Here is a 15,113-nt window from a genome sequence, read left to right on the forward strand (position 1 = left end):
GGCCGCCGCGCGGTTGCCCCGCATCACCTAGCAAGGAGCCAGCAATGAATGCTCAACGCGGCAATCTGGGCTTTGGCCTGGGCCTGCGCAGCACCTATTACCAAGCCATTCTTGAACAGCGGCCGGCGGTCGACTGGTTCGAGATTGTCTCGGAAAATTATCTGGTAGCGGGCGGCAAGGCCCTCTACTTTCTCGATGCCATCGGCGAGCAATACCCGCTGGTGATGCATGGCGTGTCGCTGTCGATTGGCGGCCCGCATAAGTTGGATCTGGATTATCTAAACAGCCTCAAGCAACTGGCCGCACGCGTGCAGCCGGCATGGATCTCCGATCACCTGTGCTGGAGCCGGGGCAATGCCCACCAGCTGCACGACCTGCTGCCGCTGCCTTATACCGAGGAGAGCCTGCAGCATGTGGCCGCGCGGGTGCGCCAGGTGCAGGACGTGATCGAGCGGCCGCTGGTGCTGGAAAACGTCTCCAGTTACCTGCGCTGCGCCGATGATCAGTTCAGCGAATGGCAGTTCCTCGCCGCACTCAGCGAGTTGAGCGGCTGCGAGCTGTTGCTGGACGTCAACAATGTCTACGTCAGCGCGCGCAACCATGGCTTTGATGCCTGGACCTTTATCAGTAGCCTGCCCAAGCAGCGTATCCGTCAGCTGCACCTGGCCGGCCACAGCGATTACGGCAGCTACCTGATCGACACCCATGATCAGCCGGTCAGTGATCCGGTCTGGCAGCTTTATCAGCGCACCCTGCAGCACCTTGGCCCGGTGTCCACGCTGCTGGAGCGCGACGATCATTTTCCCGATCTGGACGTGCTGCTCGACGAGCTGAATACCGCACGCCGGCTTGCCGCCCAAGCGCTGCAAGGCACAGCGCAATGCGCCTGAGTGACTGGCAGGCGCAGGTGCAGGCCTACCTGATCAACCCCGATGCCCAGCCCAACCCGGCGTTGCAGGCCAGTCTGCTGGGCAGCGCGGCGCTGAGTGCGGAGCAGGGCCTGGCGATTTACCACAACGCCTACCGCGCGCGCCTGCTGGAGGCCTTGCGTGGTGACTATCCGGCGGTGCATGGCTGGCTCGGTGACGAGGAATTCGATGCCCTGGCCCTGGCCTATCTCGACGCGCACCCCTCGCAGCATTTCAGCCTGCGCTGGTTAGGCGCAAAGCTGGCTGACTTTATCGACGGCTACCTGATTCCCGCACAGGCCGCGCCGCTCAGCGAACTGGCGCGGCTGGAATGGGCGTTTACTTTGGCTTTTGATGCCGTCGACGCTGCGCCCTTGAGCCTGGCGCAGATGGCCGAACTGCCGGCCGAAGACTGGCCGACCCTGCAGGTGCGTTTGCTGCCGAGCGTGCAGTGGCTGGCGTGCCGGCATAACAGCCTGGCAATCTGGCGCGCGTGCAAGGCGCAGGGTGATTTCCCCGGCAGCCAGCCACTGGTTGCGACAGAGACCTGTGTGGTCTGGCGTGATCAGCTGATTACCCGTTACCGCAGCCTGGCGGCCGATGAAGCGGCGGCGTTGCAGGGCATGGCCGTGCAGGGTTGGAGCTTCGCTGAGCTGTGCGGCGAGCTGGCGCACCTGGGTGAACAGGCGCCGGCGCAGGCGGTGAGCTGGTTGCGTCAGTGGCTGGCGGACGGGCTGTTGCAGCGCCTCTATCCGGCCTGATCGCGGCAGGCGTTTTGCCTTACCATGCCGGCTCCGCCTTGTTGCGAGCCACGCATGTCTGCCTTTCTGCTGCGTTACCGCGTTGCCCTGATCGTCCTGCTGATTCTGCTCGGCCTGTTGGCGAGTATCTGGCTGGCCGGGCGCTATGCCGAGCAGCGCGCCTGGCAGGAGCGCAGCCTGGAGGCGCGCGGGCAGTTGCAGCTGTATGCGCAGTCGATCCACACCTTGGTCGAACGCTTCCGCTCGGTGCCCGAGGTGCTGGCGCTGGACAGCGATATCAAGTCGCTGCTGCGTGCGCCGACGGACAGCTTGCTGCGCAGCAAACTCAATGAACGTCTGGAGCAGCTCAACACTGCCGCCGGCTCCAATGTGCTGTATTTGCTCAACGATAAAGGCGAAACCCTGGTGGCCAGTAATTGGCGTGACTGGAGCAGTTTTGTCGGCAACAACTACGCCTTTCGCCCGTATTTTCAGGATGCCGTGCGCCAGTCCTCCGGGCGCTATTTTGCGGTGGGCGTGACCACCGGCATCCCCGGTTATTTCCTCTCCCATGCGGTGCGCGACGACGACGGCACGGTGCTCGGCGTGCTGGTGGTCAAGCTGGAGCTGGAAGAGTTGCAGCGCGAATGGGCCAGCCAGCCCGGCGTGCTGCTGGTGGCCGACAGTTACTCGGTGGTGATCCTCAGCAACCGCCCGGCCTGGCGTTTTCTCGCCCTCGACAGTTTGAGCGAGCAGGCCCGCGCCGAACTGGTGGAGGTGCGCAAATACGCCGAACAGGCGCTGCAGCCGTTGCCCAGCACGCTGCGTCGGCAGATCGACAGCGCCAGCCAGTGGCGCCGGGTCGAGGGGCCGGACGGCCCGCGTGATTACCTCTGGCAGCGCCAGGATCTCGGCGATGAAGGCTGGACCCTGCACCTGCTGCACGAGCCGAAAACCCTGGTCGACAGCGTGCGCAGCTACCGCCTGGCCGCCGCTGGGGTGTGGATGACCCTGGCCTTTCTGCTGCTCTACCTGGCCCAGCGGCGCAAGACGCAGCGCCTGCAAGCGGGCATTCGTGAGCGTCTGGAACGTGAGGTGGCGCTGCGTACCGCCGAGTTGCGCGAGGCTCAGGAAGGTTTGGTGCACGCGGCGAAGATGGCGGCGCTGGGGCAGATGTCGGCGGCCATGGCCCATGAAATCAATCAGCCGCTCACCGCCATGCAGATGCAGTTGGGCAGCTTGCGCCTGTTGCTCGATAGTGGCCGCCAGGACGATGTGCGTGAGGGGCTGCAACGTATCGATGGCCTGCTGCAACGCATCGCCGGGCTCACCGGCCACCTGAAAACCTTTGCCCGCAAAAGCCCGGCAGGCCTGAGTGAGCGCCTGCGCCTTAGCGATGTGCTGGAGCAGGCGCTGCAACTGCTGGCGCCGCGCCTGCGCAGCGAACAGGTGCAGCTGCACAGCGAGATCGACACCGAGGCACGGGTGCTGGGCGATGCCATTCGTCTGGAGCAGGTGCTGCTCAACCTGCTGAACAATGCCCTGGATGCCATGGCTTCCAGCACCGTGCGGCAGTTGCAGATTCGTATCGAGCGCCAGGCCGAGCAGTGCCTGCTGAGCATCGCCGACAGTGGCGGCGGAATCGCCAGCGAGGCGCTGGGGCATGTGTTCGAGCCGTTCTTTACCACCAAGCCGGTGGGCGCCGGATTGGGCCTCGGTTTGGCGGTGTCCTACGGCATCGTTCGCGAACTGGGCGGCAGCCTGGAGGCGGTCAATAGTGAGCAGGGCGCGGTGTTTACCCTGCGGCTGCCGGACGCAGCAAATGCGTAGGCTAGATGTCTTGTCGAGAGGCTTTGCTGTTGTAGGAGCGGGCTTGCCCGCGAATCGAGGTTAATTGAGAAACATCGCGGCCAAGGCCGCTCCTACGGTTTTGCAGCGTCCTCTGGTGCTGTTGGCAGCACTAAAGAGGCGCGTAGCCTGGAAAAATACCAAGGCATTACACTGCCGCCGATTGATCAGGAGGTGATATGACCGGGCAAGTGATAGTCGTCGACGATGAAGCGGCAATCCGCGAGGCGGTGCAGCAGTGGCTGGAGCTGTCCGGCTTTCGCGTGCACAGCTGCGCCACGGCGCAGGCCGCGCTGGCGCTGGTCGACCGTGACTACCCCGGCATCATCATCAGCGATGTGCGCATGCCCGGCATCGATGGCCTGCAGCTGCTCGACAGCGTGCTGGAGCGCGACCGCGACCTGCCGGTGATTCTGATCACCGGGCATGGCGATGTGCCGATGGCGGTGCAGGCGCTGCGCCAGGGCGCCTATGACTTTATCGAAAAGCCCTTTACCCCCGAACGCCTGCTCGACAGCGTGCGCCGCGCCTTGGACAAGCGCCGGCTGGTCTGTGAGAACCGCCAGCTGCGTCAGCAGTTCGCCCTCAAGGACCATATCGAGGCGCAGTTGCTTGGCGTATCAAAGCCGATGGAAACCCTGCGTCGGCAGATCCTCGAACTGGCCGGCACCTCGGTGAATATCCTCCTGCGCGGCGACACCGGCAGCGGCAAAGAGCGGGTTGCCCGTTGCCTGCATGATTTCAGCAACCGCGCCGGCAAGCCGTTTGTTGCGCTGAACTGCGCGGCGATTCCCGAGCACCTGTTCGAGAGCGAGCTGTTCGGCCATGAAAGCGGCGCCTTTACCGGCGCTCAGGGCAAGCGCATCGGCCGTATCGAACATGCCGACGGCGGCACGCTGTTTCTCGATGAGGTGGAAAGCCTGCCGCTGGCCCAGCAGGTCAAACTGCTGCGCGTGCTGCAGGAGAAAACCCTCGAGCGCCTGGGTTCCAACCGCAGCATTCAGGTCGACCTTCGGGTGATCAGCGCGGTCAAGCCGGACCTGCTCGATGAGGTCAAGGCCGGGCGTTTTCGTGAAGACCTGTATTACCGGCTGAACGTCGCCACCCTGCGCATTCCGCCGCTGCGCGAACGCCGTGAAGACATTCCGCTGCTGTTCGAGCACTTCGCCAATCAGGCTGCGCAACGCCATGGACGCGAGACGCCGAGTCTGGCGCCCAGCGAGCTGACCCGGCTGCTCGGGCACGACTGGCCGGGCAACGTGCGCGAGCTGATCAACGCCGCCGAACGCCATGCCCTGGGCTTGAGTGGCGGGGTGGAGAGTGGCGATGGTCTGCCGCAGCAATCGCTGGCCGAGCAGATGGAGGCTTTCGAGGCGCAATGCCTGCACCGCGCCCTGCAGCACTGCCGGGGCAATATCGCCGAGGTGATGGCGCTGCTGCAGCTGCCGCGCCGCACCCTCAACGAGAAAATGCAGCGCCATGGTCTGCAACGCAGCAGCTATCGGCCGGCCGGCAGCAGCGACGAGGATTAAAGTCGTAGCCCGGATGTAGGGTGGATGACGCTTCACCCATCCACCACCTTCCATGGTGGATGAAAACAGCGTCAGCTACGCGCCCCGACCCACCCTACGGCTCAACGCTCGTAGCCCGAATAAGCCTTGGCGCAATCCGGGGTCGCGGCCCCGGATTGCGCTGCGCTTATCCGGGCTACGGTGCCGGCCTCGGCGGAATTTCGCTTATCCCGGTTTTTGCACTGGCGGATTTCCGCTTGTTACGACGGATGGGACGGCCGTGTAGCTCAACGCAAAGCCTCTAGCGCGGGCTTTTCTTTCACTGGCACGGCATCTGCTATAGCCCTTGTCAGCCAGGCACTCGATTGCCTCGGCACCTATAAAAAAGACAAGAGGTGAATCCCATGCACTGCCCAGCAGCATCTGCGCGCTTGTCGCGTCCGGCATCAACCGCCCATCTCTTGTGCGCTCGGCTCAGGCCGCGCGTGAGCCTGCGCTCCTTTTCGCCCTTGCGTTAGTCCCGGCGCTGCACCGCCGCCAGGGTGGCGCGCAGCGTCTTCAGTGAAAACCTCTGCATAAAGCCATAACAACGACGGAGATTCTTCCATGCGAATGACCAAACGTTTCAGCCTGTTTGCTGCTGCCGCAGCCTTTACCGCGAGCACCGCGGTACTCGCCGCCCCGACCTTTATCAACGTGCTGACCGGGGGCACCAGCGGGGTGTACTACCCGATTGGCGTGGGCCTGTCGCAGCTGTACAGCAACGGCATCGAAGGCGCGAAGACCTCGGTGCAGGCCACCAAGGCTTCGGTGGAAAACCTCAACCTGCTGCAAGCCGGTCGCGGCGAGCTGGCTTTCGCCCTCGGTGACTCGGTCGCCGATGCCTGGAATGGCGTGGAGGAGGCTGGCTTCAAGACCCCGCTGAAAAAGCTGCGGGCCATCGCCGGCACCTACCCGAACTACATCCAGATCGTTGCCAGCAAGGAATCTGGCATCACCACCCTGGCGGATCTGAAGGGCAAGCGCATCTCCGTTGGCGCGCCGAAATCCGGCACCGAGCTGAACGCCCGTGCGATCTTCAAGGCCGCCGGCCTGAGCTATGAAGACATGGGCAAGGTCGAGTTTCTGCCGTACGCCGAGTCGGTCGAGCTGATCAAGAACCGTCAGCTGGATGCCACCCTGCAGTCCTCGGGCCTGGGCATGGCGGCGATTCGCGACCTGGCCGCGACCCTGCCGATCACCTTTGTGGCCATCCCGGCCGAGATCACCGCGAAGATCGACAACGCCGCTTACCAGGCTGCTTCGATTCCAGCCGGCACCTATGACGGTCAGGACAGTGATGTAGCGACCGTGGCCATCAACAACATTCTGGTCAGCCATGACGGCGTGTCCGATGAAGTGGCCTACCAGATGACCAAACTGATGTTCGACAACCTCGAGCGCCTGGGCAACGCCCACTCGGCGGCCAAGGACATCAAACTGCAAGGCGCCGCCAAGGATCTACCGATCCCGCTGCATCCGGGTGCCGAGCGCTTCTACAAAGAAGCCGGCGCACTGTAAGGCTGCTGAAGGGTTGGCTGGGTAGCATGGGTTGGGCATCGCGATACCTGCGCAGCCCGACCCATGCTGCACGGTTTGAGTTCGTAGGATGGGTCGGGCCGCGTAGGTGATAACCCATCAAGCGATGATGGGTTATCACCCATCCTACGGGCCAGCATCAACCGACATAGAGCTACGAATAAAACCGGCGTGCAGGGCACGGCAGGTTTTGTTGGCGACTCTTGTGCTATCGACGTTGTAACGAGGGTGTGACCTTCATGAGTGAGCAAAACCAAGGCCTCGCCGGCAGTCCCAGCGATTGGCCCAAAGCGCTGTTTTATGTCGCGCTGCTGTTTTCCATCTTCCAGATCATCACTGCGGCCTTCCACCCGGTCTCCAGCCAGATTCTGCGCGCGGTGCATGTGGGCTTTCTGCTGCTGGTGGTGTTTCTCTGTTTTCCCGCCCGTGGCAAAGATCAGCCATGGCAGCCGCTGGCCTGGCTACTGGGCCTGGCCGGCATGGCCACGGCGTTCTACCAGTGGTATTTCGAAGCCGATCTGATTCAGCGCTCCGGTGATCTGACCCAGAGCGATATGGTCGTCGGTCTGTTGCTGATCGTCCTGGTGTTCGAGGCTGCGCGGCGGGTGATGGGCATTGCCCTGCCGTTGATCTGCGCGCTGTTTCTGGTCTACGGCTTGTTCGGCCAGTACCTGCCGGGCGACCTGATGCACCGTGGCTACGCCATCGACCAGATCGTCAACCAGCTGGCCTTCGGCACCGAGGGCCTGTACGGCACGCCGACCTACGTATCGGCCACCTATATCTTCCTGTTTATCCTGTTCGGTGCGTTCCTTGAACAGGCCGGGATGATCAAGCTGTTCACCGATTTCGCCATGGGCCTGTTCGGCCACAAACTGGGCGGCCCAGCGAAGGTCTCGGTGGTGTCGTCGGCGCTGATGGGCACCATCACCGGTTCGGGTGTGGCCAACGTGGTCACCACCGGCCAGTTCACCATCCCGTTGATGAAGCGTTTCGGCTACAAGCCGGCGTTTGCCGGCGGCGTGGAAGCGACCTCGTCGATGGGCAGCCAGATCATGCCGCCGATCATGGGTGCGGTGGCCTTTATCATGGCCGAGACGATCAACGTACCGTTCTTTGAGGTGGCCAAGGCCGCGTTGATCCCGGCGCTGCTGTACTTCGGCTCGGTGTTCTGGATGGTTCACCTGGAAGCCAAGCGCGCCAACCTGCGCGGCCTGCCGAAAGACCAATGCCCGAACCCCTGGGCGGCGGTGAAGCAGCGCTGGTACCTGCTGATTCCGCTGTTCATCCTCATCTACCTGCTGTTCTCCGGGCGCACGCCGCTGTTCTCCGGGATGGTCGGCCTGGCGCTGACCGCCATCGTGATTCTCGGCTCGGCGATCATCCTGCGGGTGTCGTCCAAGGTTATGCGCTTCGCCTTCTGGATCGCCCTGGGCGTGCTCTGCGCCGGTTTCTTCCAGCTCGGTATCGGCGTGGTGTTCGGCGTGGTGGCGCTGCTGGTGGCGGTGTGCTGGTTTATCAAAGGTGGCCGCGACACGTTGCGGATCTGCCTGCACGCACTGGTGGAAGGTGCACGGCACGCCGTGCCGGTGGGCATCGCCTGCGCCCTGGTCGGGGTGATTATCGGCGTGGTGTCGCTGACCGGTGTGGCGTCGACCTTCGCCGGCTATATCCTCGCCATCGGCCAGGACAATCTGTTCCTTTCGCTGATCCTCACCATGCTCACCTGCCTGGTACTGGGCATGGGTATCCCGACCATCCCCAACTACATCATCACCAGCTCAATTGCCGCGCCGGCGCTGCTGGAGCTGGGCGTGCCGCTGATCGTGTCACATATGTTCGTGTTCTATTTCGGCATCATGGCCGACCTTACGCCGCCGGTGGCGCTGGCCTGTTTCGCAGCCGCACCGATTGCCAAGGAAAGCGGCCTGAAGATCAGCCTGTGGGCCATTCGTATCGCCGTGGCCGGGTTTATCGTGCCGTTTATGGCGGTGTACGAGCCGGCGCTGATGCTGCAGGGCGACAGCCTGCTGGCCACGCTGTATGTGGTGGGCAAGGCGGCGTTGGCGATTGGTATCTGGGGCGCAATCTTTACCGGCTATCTGCAGGCCAAGATGCCTTGGTGGGAGCGCGCGCTGGGCTTTGCCGCCGGTGCCAGCCTGATTCTGGCTACGCCCATGAGTGACGAGATCGGCTTCGCCCTGGCGGCGCTGTTTATCGCCCAGCACTTCTGGCGTGCCCATCGCGCCCAGGTGGCCACGGCATGATCGGTCTGTGCCTGGGTTTGGCCGGTGCGGTGTGGGCAGAAGTGCCCACACCCAGCTTTACCCTGGCCTGGACACACACCATCGAGAAGATTCGTTGGGAAGAGGATTACCGCGTCACGTCTGAGGGGTTGCTCCTCGGCGAGGCACGGGTCAAAGGTTCCGGGGCCGGTATGGAAATTCCAGACGGCGCCGAACTGCGCGAGGGCAGCTGGCATTACCAGCGTCAGCTACCACCCTTGCAACCACTGCGTTTGGGGCGAACCCCCGAGGCAGGGGATTACCAACTGTGTTTCAACCAGCGTTGCCACTCGATGAGTGAATGGCTCGGCCCGCCACAAGCGACCCAGCCGGCGTTGGAACTCTGGAGCTGTGAGCAAAGCTCCCCGGCCGCCTCGGCGGCAGGCCAGGACGACGGCTAAGGCTGCGTCTGCTCCCGGGCCATAAGCCTTGGTTGTTGTAGAGGAGAACCCCCATTTGGCGTAGCCGGTGGGGGTTTTGTTCGTTTGGTCTGACGCATCGGCAAACAGGCGTTCACTTTACGAATGAAAGTTTAGCTTCGGCCATATGTAAGTTTCATATCGTCCATGTGTAAAAAAGTGTTCGGCCATATGTAAGTTTTTAGAAGGCTCTGGTTGCCCGATTCATTCTGTTTAAAGAGATATCTTCAACAGGATTGCCGAACCTATCGTAGGTCATTAGCCTGCGTTTTTTCATGGGCTAGATGGCCTTACCAGAGCGGCGGAAGACGACATGAGCGAGCAGGGCGGCACCATCACCTATTACCTGGATATGCAGCACCCCGAACAGATTCTTGCCAAGCCGCTGCCGGCCGACCTGAGCGTGGTGGAATGCCAGCTCAAGCAGTTTCAGCTCAACCGCTTTCTCTACCAGCTGGTCGGCGAGCCCTGGCAGTGGACTGACAAACTCAGCTGGACCGACGCGCAGTGGCGCGAGCTGATCGAGCAGCCCAATCACCGCACCTGGGTGGCCTATAACCAGGGCGCTATCGCTGGTTACTACGAGCTGTTGCGTGATGCCGACGGCGCAGTAGAAATTCTCTATTTCGGCCTGGCTGAGGCCTTCTTCGGCCAGGGCTTCGGCGGCCCGCTGCTCACTCACGCCCTGCAATCCGCCTGGGCCTGGCCGGGCACCACGAAGGTCTGGGTGCATACCTGCAGCCTCGATCACCCCAGCGCACTGGCCAACTACCAGGCGCGCGGTCTGCGTATCTATCAAGAGGAAGTCACCCCGTAGAGGGGGCTGACCCGTCAGCCAATTGATGGGTTAGCACCTGGACGCCTCCACTGCTGCTACGACGAACCTATGTAGCCTGGATAAGCCTTGGCGCAATCCGGGATCGCGGTGCCCCGGATTACGCTGCGCTTATCCGGGCTACATTCCGGCCTTCGAAGGCCGGGTGGGCTTAACCGCACGGCAGCGGCAGACGTCTGTCGCATGCTCCGGCGCGGCATAACCCATCAGGCGCACGGGCGGGTGCAGCGGTCTACGCTTGCAGGGTCGCCCACTTATTTCAGGAGCCGCTTATGCGCCGCGCCCTTCGTAATTCCATGCTACTCAGCCTCTGCCTGCTGCCCGCCCTGGCCAGCGCTGTGGATATCCAGCCCGGCCTCTGGGAAATCAGCTCGAACAATATGCAGGTCGGCGGCCAGGCGGTGCCGGGGATGGAGCAAATGCTCGAACAGATGAAAAACCTGCCGCCCGAACAACGCCAGATGATGGAGCAGATGCTGGCTCAGCAAGGCGTGCAGCTGGGCGACAAGGGCGTGCGCATCTGCATGAGCGAAGCGCAGATCAAAGCCCAGCAGATTCCCATGCAAGACCCCGAGTCCGGTTGCAGCAATGAAATCACCGACCGCAGCGAGCAGCTGTGGAAATTCCGCTTCAGCTGCCCCAACGGCGAGGGCGAAGGCGAGACGCGCTTTGTCAGCGACAAGGAGTTCACCTCAACGGTCAACGGCATCTTCGATGGCCAGAGCAGCAGCATGCAAAGCCATGCGCGCTGGGTGGCGGCGGATTGCGGCAGCTTGCAGCCGCAGTAAGCAGCCAGTGGTCACTGCCCGTTCAGCGGATCACTGATGCCGTGGCGTTCTTTTAGGGTTTGCACCTGCTCGGCCTGGCTGGTGAGGAAGGCGTCAAACTGTTCGATCACTTCGGGGTGGTTGATGCTCGAAAGGAAGTAGTGGTCATCCTGATAGGGCAGTTTGGGGTCGAACACCAGGCCGCTTTCTGCGCTGTTGTAGAGCTGGTGGCGCACCACTTGCGGGTTGAGGTAAACGCCGTCGACCCGGTCGCTCATCGCCATGGCCAGCAGCGAATCGATCTGGTTGGCCTGGATCAGCAGAATCTTGCCGGCCTCGATCTCATCCAGATACGGCCATGGGGTAAAGCCGCGCTGGGTGCCGAGGCGCAGTAGGCGCTGTTTGCCCTTGCCGAGAAACTCGGGTTTGACCAGCACGCCATCGATGGCCGGCGCGGCCGCCTGGCTGAAATGCACCTTGTAGCCTTGTTTCAGGTCGGCGTTCCAGCGCGGGTTGTCCGGGTATTTGAAATCCACCCGGCCGCTGAGAAAGTCGCTGAGCAGGCGCCGCACCGGCAGCGGCTGGTAGATAAATTCATGGCCCTGGTGCGCGGCAAAGGCGTCGAGCAGGTCGCGGCCGTAGCCCAGGTATTGGCCATCCTGCACGTTGGAGTAAGGCAAGTAGGGCTGCAGCTCGACCCCAACCTTGAAGGTCTCGGCCTGTGTCAGCGAGGCCAGGGTAAACGGCAGGCAGGCCAGCAGTGTCAGCAATGCTCTCATCAGCGACATCTCGAACAGCGACCCCGAGCAGGCCATAGGCCAACCATAGCTAATAGCCTCGCCCTGCGGGAGGCAAGTGCCGAGAAAAACTGACCAGGCAGAGCAAATAACCACCCCGCAGCGGGCTGCAATGGCCGCCAATACTGGCTTTGCGCCTGCACGCATGGGCTATGGCTGTTACCCTGTACCCCGCAGCTGCCGGTTGGGCGGCTGTACGAGTAGGGCAATCCCGTCCTCGTGCGCGTAATGCGTGCCACACGCCAAAGGAGCATTCCATATGGAAAAAGACCCTTCGTCTGACACGACCCCGCAACCAGAAGCGGCAATTCTGGACGGCATCCCCGCCCCCTCGGGCGAGGCTAATCTGATCGACACCGACTACGTCATCGGTCAGGACAACATCAAAGGGCAGTTCTCCTTCGCCCTCGACATCCACGGCAAAGTTTTCAGCATTTCGGCACTGACCATCGTGCTGTTTGTGGTGCTGACCCTGGCCCTGCAAAACCATGTAGAGCCGTTGTTCAGCGCCATGCGCGGCTGGCTCACCCATCACCTGGCCTGGTTCTTCCTCGGTTCGGCCAACATCTTCGTACTGCTCTGCTTCGGCCTGATCGTCTCGCCGCTGGGCAAGGTGCGCCTCGGCGGTATGGATGCCACGGCGGACTACAGCTACGTTGGCTGGTTCTCCATGCTGTTCGCCGCCGGTATGGGCATCGGCCTGATGTTCTACGGCGTGGCCGAGCCGATGTCGCACTTCTCGGCGGCCATGGGCGGGGTCAGCGTCGGTGAAGACGGCATACGCACCGACTGGGCACCCCTGGCCGGCGCTGCCGGTGATGCTGAAGCCGCTGCACGCTTGGGCATGGCTGCGACCATCTTCCACTGGGGCCTGCACCCCTGGGCGATCTACGCCATCGTCGCCCTGGCGCTGGCGCTGTTCTCCTTCAACAAGGGTCTGCCGCTGTCGATCCGCTCGATCTTCTACCCGATTCTCGGTGAGCGCGTATGGGGCTGGCCGGGGCATATCATCGACATCCTCGCGGTGTTCGCCACCCTGTTCGGCCTGGCCACCTCCCTGGGCCTGGGTGCGGAACAGGCCGCCGCCGGCCTGGACAAACTGTTCGGCATCGCCGCCACAGACGCGAGCAAGGTGCTGCTGATTATCGGCATCACCGCCATCGCCCTGGTGTCGGTACTGGCGGGGTTGGACAAGGGCGTCAAACGCCTGTCCGAGCTGAACATGGGCCTGGCCATTCTGCTGTTGCTGTTCGTGATCATCGCCGGGCCGACCCTGGCCATTCTCACCGGCTTCTTCGACAACCTCGGCGCCTACCTGCAACACCTGCCGGCGCTGGCCAACCCGGTCGGCCGTGAAGACGCCAACTTCAGCCAAGGCTGGACGGCCTTCTACTGGGCCTGGTGGATCAGCTGGTCGCCGTTCGTGGGCATGTTTATCGCCCGCGTCAGCCGTGGCCGCACCGTGCGTGAGTTTCTGATCGCCGTGCTGCTGGTGCCGTCGCTGGTATCGGTGTTGTGGATGACCGCCTTCGGTGGCACCGGCATCAGTCAGCTGGTCGGCGATGGCTTTACCGGCGTGCAGGACGCCGCGCTGGAGCTGAAGCTGTTTGCCATGCTGGCCGAACTGCCGTTGGCGGAGATCAGTTCGTTTATCGGCATCGTGCTGGTGATCGTGTTCTTCGTCACCTCGTCGGACTCCGGCTCGCTGGTGATCGATACCATCACCGCCGGCGGCAAGGTCAACGCGCCCGTGCCGCAGCGGGTGTTCTGGGTGATTATCGAGGGCATCATCGCCATCGCCTTGCTGCTCGGCGGCGGGCTGGTGGCCTTGCAGGCCATGGCGGTGTCGACCGGCTTGCCGTTTACCATCGTGCTGTTGGTGGGCTGTATTTCGATCGTCAAAGGCTTGATGAGCGAACCGCGCTGACCGCTGTTGGTAGGTAGTACAAGAGCGCGCCTTTGGGCGCGCTTTTTTATGCCCGGCATTTGTATGGGCTGGCGCCTGTAGGAGCGGCGGGGACGCCTAGTTCCATGGCCGCGATGCTTTGCTTTGCACCCCTCGCCCGTTTTTACGGGAGAGGGGTTGGGGGAGAGGGCGCTTTTGCTGTTCGGCACATCTGTGGGAGGGGCTTTAGCCGCGACGCTTTGCCATCGGTGTTCGGCATTGCAACGCATGCGCTGATGTTTCGTGTTGCGCCCCCTCGGGCGCGTCACTTTTTCTTGCTTGCCCAAGAAAAAGTAACCAAAAAGAAGGGCACCCCGGCATCCGGGTCTCGCTGCGCTCGACTTCCCTCCCTCCGGCACTGCTCCGGGGGCCGGCTTACAAGGGCCATCCCTGGCCCTTTAAGCCTCTCGCGGCATCCATGCCGCTCGTCCCCCATGCAGCGCCTGCGCTCGGCCTCCTGACGGGGGATTTGGCGCGCGCCTGAACGTTTGGAGTTAATAAACTGGAAAACTAAAAGCGAACGGCAAAAGTCGCGCTCGCTCTCATATGTGGCTTGTTATGCGCCATATACGCGGAGCAATTCAGTCACAAGAATACCGTTGATCACCATGCCATCTAGATTTGCGTCCGTGATTGCAACGTTACTTAAATCGACATTATTAAATGTGGCCCCTGCTAACGAAACGTCGGAGAACGACGAACCGGCAAGGTTAACGTCAGTGAAGTTAGCAAGTGTCAGGTTGACGTCTTTAAAGCTCGCCTCCGCTAGAGAAGCGGCCTCAAAATTTGATGAATTAATAGTCACTGTAGCTCTCCATGCTTGGTGTCTGACGTTTGGTTAAGCGCCGGTTTCTAGTCTGTCCCAGTCCGTGAAACGAACGATTTGAAGCCTTACTAGGCTTCTCTGGCTGCTAGAGCGATCTCGTCTTTTAGTGCGTCACAGGCTGCACCAAATTCCAGTTGAGCATCACTGAACGGCTTGAGAAAAATATCGCCTGACTCACCGCGCCGGTAGGCTGACTTATACTCTGCCTCTATAGCATTTATATGCTCCCGCATTTTCAGCGTGACGCCATAGGCAGCTTGCACTTGTTCCCCATAAATACCTATGATCATTTCAAGGCGGCTGAAGTCAATGCGGTTAGATGGTTTTTCACTTATGAGAGTGTCGAGATATTGGTTGTAGTCTGTATGTCCTTGCATTACTAAAGTCAAGTTTAGGTAGTTACTAAACATTCCGTTTTGCCAGTGGCATACTAAAATATACAGTTCTTCGAGACGGTCTTTTGCTAGTTGTTGGCTTTGTAGCCGCTTTTCGTGTTCAAGCTGTAGCTTCAATTGCTTTCTGTTAGAACTGTTGGTTAGCCATACACCAAGAGTTGTGAGTAATGAGCCAAAGATCACCCCCAACAGGCCGACCCAGGCCCCTGAAGGGGTTGTACTTAGAATGAGCCAGAATTTTTCCATATACCTAACGTTT

General features: G+C 61.7%; 13 protein-coding genes. 10 read left to right on the forward strand and 3 right to left on the reverse strand.

Annotated elements, in window-relative coordinates:
• The first annotated feature begins 44 nt into the window (after nt 1–44).
• The 9 genes from Q8M42_RS18230 to Q8M42_RS18270 all read left to right on the forward strand — a co-directional run bounded on the left by Q8M42_RS18230 (nt 45) and on the right by Q8M42_RS18270 (nt 10,912).
• Nucleotides 45–890, forward strand: coding sequence for a DUF692 domain-containing protein (locus tag Q8M42_RS18230; RefSeq protein WP_304869756.1), 846 nt, complete (start codon nt 45–47; stop codon nt 888–890).
• Nucleotides 881–1,669, forward strand: coding sequence for a DUF2063 domain-containing protein (locus Q8M42_RS18235; protein WP_304869758.1), 789 nt, complete (start codon nt 881–883; stop codon nt 1,667–1,669). The genes Q8M42_RS18230 and Q8M42_RS18235 overlap by 10 nt, the downstream gene beginning before the upstream one ends.
• A 54-nt stretch (nt 1,670–1,723) precedes the next feature.
• Nucleotides 1,724–3,478, forward strand: coding sequence for an ATP-binding protein (locus Q8M42_RS18240; protein ID WP_305285134.1), 1,755 nt, complete (start codon nt 1,724–1,726; stop codon nt 3,476–3,478).
• Nucleotides 3,479–3,675: 197 nt separating this feature from the next.
• A complete protein-coding gene (locus Q8M42_RS18245) occupies nt 3,676–5,028 on the forward strand; it encodes a sigma-54 dependent transcriptional regulator (protein ID WP_304869760.1) in 1,353 nt (450 codons plus the stop codon).
• Nucleotides 5,029–5,613: 585 nt separating this feature from the next.
• Nucleotides 5,614–6,567 (forward strand): TAXI family TRAP transporter solute-binding subunit, encoded by a 954-nt coding sequence (locus tag Q8M42_RS18250; RefSeq protein WP_304869761.1) that lies wholly within the window; start codon nt 5,614–5,616, stop codon nt 6,565–6,567.
• Between the two features lie 257 nt (nt 6,568–6,824).
• Nucleotides 6,825–8,852, forward strand: coding sequence for a TRAP transporter permease (locus Q8M42_RS18255; protein ID WP_304869762.1), 2,028 nt, complete (start codon nt 6,825–6,827; stop codon nt 8,850–8,852).
• Complete coding sequence (locus Q8M42_RS18260) at nt 8,849–9,271, forward strand: DUF1850 domain-containing protein (protein ID WP_304869763.1); 423 nt, start codon at nt 8,849–8,851, stop codon at nt 9,269–9,271. Before Q8M42_RS18255 ends, Q8M42_RS18260 begins: the two co-directional genes overlap by 4 nt.
• A 331-nt stretch (nt 9,272–9,602) precedes the next feature.
• The gene (locus Q8M42_RS18265) at nt 9,603–10,106 is read left to right on the forward strand and encodes a GNAT family N-acetyltransferase (RefSeq protein ID WP_304869764.1); all 504 of its coding nucleotides are present in this window, start codon (nt 9,603–9,605) and stop codon (nt 10,104–10,106) included.
• Between the two features lie 290 nt (nt 10,107–10,396).
• Nucleotides 10,397–10,912, forward strand: coding sequence for a DUF3617 domain-containing protein (locus Q8M42_RS18270; RefSeq protein WP_304869765.1), 516 nt, complete (start codon nt 10,397–10,399; stop codon nt 10,910–10,912).
• A gap of 11 nt (nt 10,913–10,923) precedes the next feature.
• Here Q8M42_RS18270 and Q8M42_RS18275 read toward each other — a convergent pair whose 3' ends face one another.
• The gene (locus Q8M42_RS18275) at nt 10,924–11,670 is read right to left on the reverse strand and encodes an ABC transporter substrate-binding protein (RefSeq protein ID WP_304869766.1); all 747 of its coding nucleotides are present in this window, start codon (nt 11,668–11,670) and stop codon (nt 10,924–10,926) included.
• A 277-nt stretch (nt 11,671–11,947) separates the two neighbouring features.
• On the opposite strand from Q8M42_RS18275, the gene Q8M42_RS18280 reads away from it, so the two are divergent.
• On the forward strand, nt 11,948–13,615 hold the full coding sequence (locus Q8M42_RS18280; protein WP_275960075.1) for a BCCT family transporter: 1,668 nt from the start codon (nt 11,948–11,950) through the stop codon (nt 13,613–13,615).
• A gap of 574 nt (nt 13,616–14,189) precedes the next feature.
• Here the strand turns inward: Q8M42_RS18280 and Q8M42_RS18285 are convergent.
• On the reverse strand, nt 14,190–14,438 hold the full coding sequence (locus Q8M42_RS18285; protein ID WP_304869767.1) for a pentapeptide repeat-containing protein: 249 nt from the start codon (nt 14,436–14,438) through the stop codon (nt 14,190–14,192).
• 89 nt (nt 14,439–14,527) lie between these two features.
• Nucleotides 14,528–15,100 carry a hypothetical protein gene (locus Q8M42_RS18290; RefSeq protein WP_304869768.1) on the reverse strand — a complete coding sequence of 191 codons (573 nt, stop codon included), beginning with the start codon at nt 15,098–15,100 and terminating at the stop codon, nt 14,528–14,530.
• Nucleotides 15,101–15,113: the final 13 nt, after the last annotated feature.

This window comes from Pseudomonas sp. (assembly GCF_030684895.1).
GTDB lineage: Bacteria > Pseudomonadota > Gammaproteobacteria > Pseudomonadales > Pseudomonadaceae > Aquipseudomonas.

Bases quoted from the DNA above. Each gene is read 5' to 3' on its own strand.
- Q8M42_RS18280 (WP_275960075.1), top strand. From the start codon at position 11,948: ATGGAAAAAGACCCTTCGTCTGACACGACCCCGCAACCAGAAGCGGCA.
- Q8M42_RS18230 (WP_304869756.1), top strand. From the start codon at position 45: ATGAATGCTCAACGCGGCAATCTGGGCTTTGGCCTGGGCCTGCGCAGC.
- Q8M42_RS18265 (WP_304869764.1), top strand. From the start codon at position 9,603: ATGAGCGAGCAGGGCGGCACCATCACCTATTACCTGGATATGCAGCAC.
- Q8M42_RS18245 (WP_304869760.1), top strand. From the start codon at position 3,676: ATGACCGGGCAAGTGATAGTCGTCGACGATGAAGCGGCAATCCGCGAG.
- Q8M42_RS18240 (WP_305285134.1), top strand. From the start codon at position 1,724: ATGTCTGCCTTTCTGCTGCGTTACCGCGTTGCCCTGATCGTCCTGCTG.
- Q8M42_RS18250 (WP_304869761.1), top strand. From the start codon at position 5,614: ATGCGAATGACCAAACGTTTCAGCCTGTTTGCTGCTGCCGCAGCCTTT.
- Q8M42_RS18290 (WP_304869768.1), bottom strand. From the start codon at position 15,100: ATGGAAAAATTCTGGCTCATTCTAAGTACAACCCCTTCAGGGGCCTGG.
- Q8M42_RS18255 (WP_304869762.1), top strand. From the start codon at position 6,825: ATGAGTGAGCAAAACCAAGGCCTCGCCGGCAGTCCCAGCGATTGGCCC.
- Q8M42_RS18275 (WP_304869766.1), bottom strand. From the start codon at position 11,670: ATGAGAGCATTGCTGACACTGCTGGCCTGCCTGCCGTTTACCCTGGCC.
- Q8M42_RS18260 (WP_304869763.1), top strand. From the start codon at position 8,849: ATGATCGGTCTGTGCCTGGGTTTGGCCGGTGCGGTGTGGGCAGAAGTG.
- Q8M42_RS18235 (WP_304869758.1), top strand. From the start codon at position 881: ATGCGCCTGAGTGACTGGCAGGCGCAGGTGCAGGCCTACCTGATCAAC.
- Q8M42_RS18270 (WP_304869765.1), top strand. From the start codon at position 10,397: ATGCGCCGCGCCCTTCGTAATTCCATGCTACTCAGCCTCTGCCTGCTG.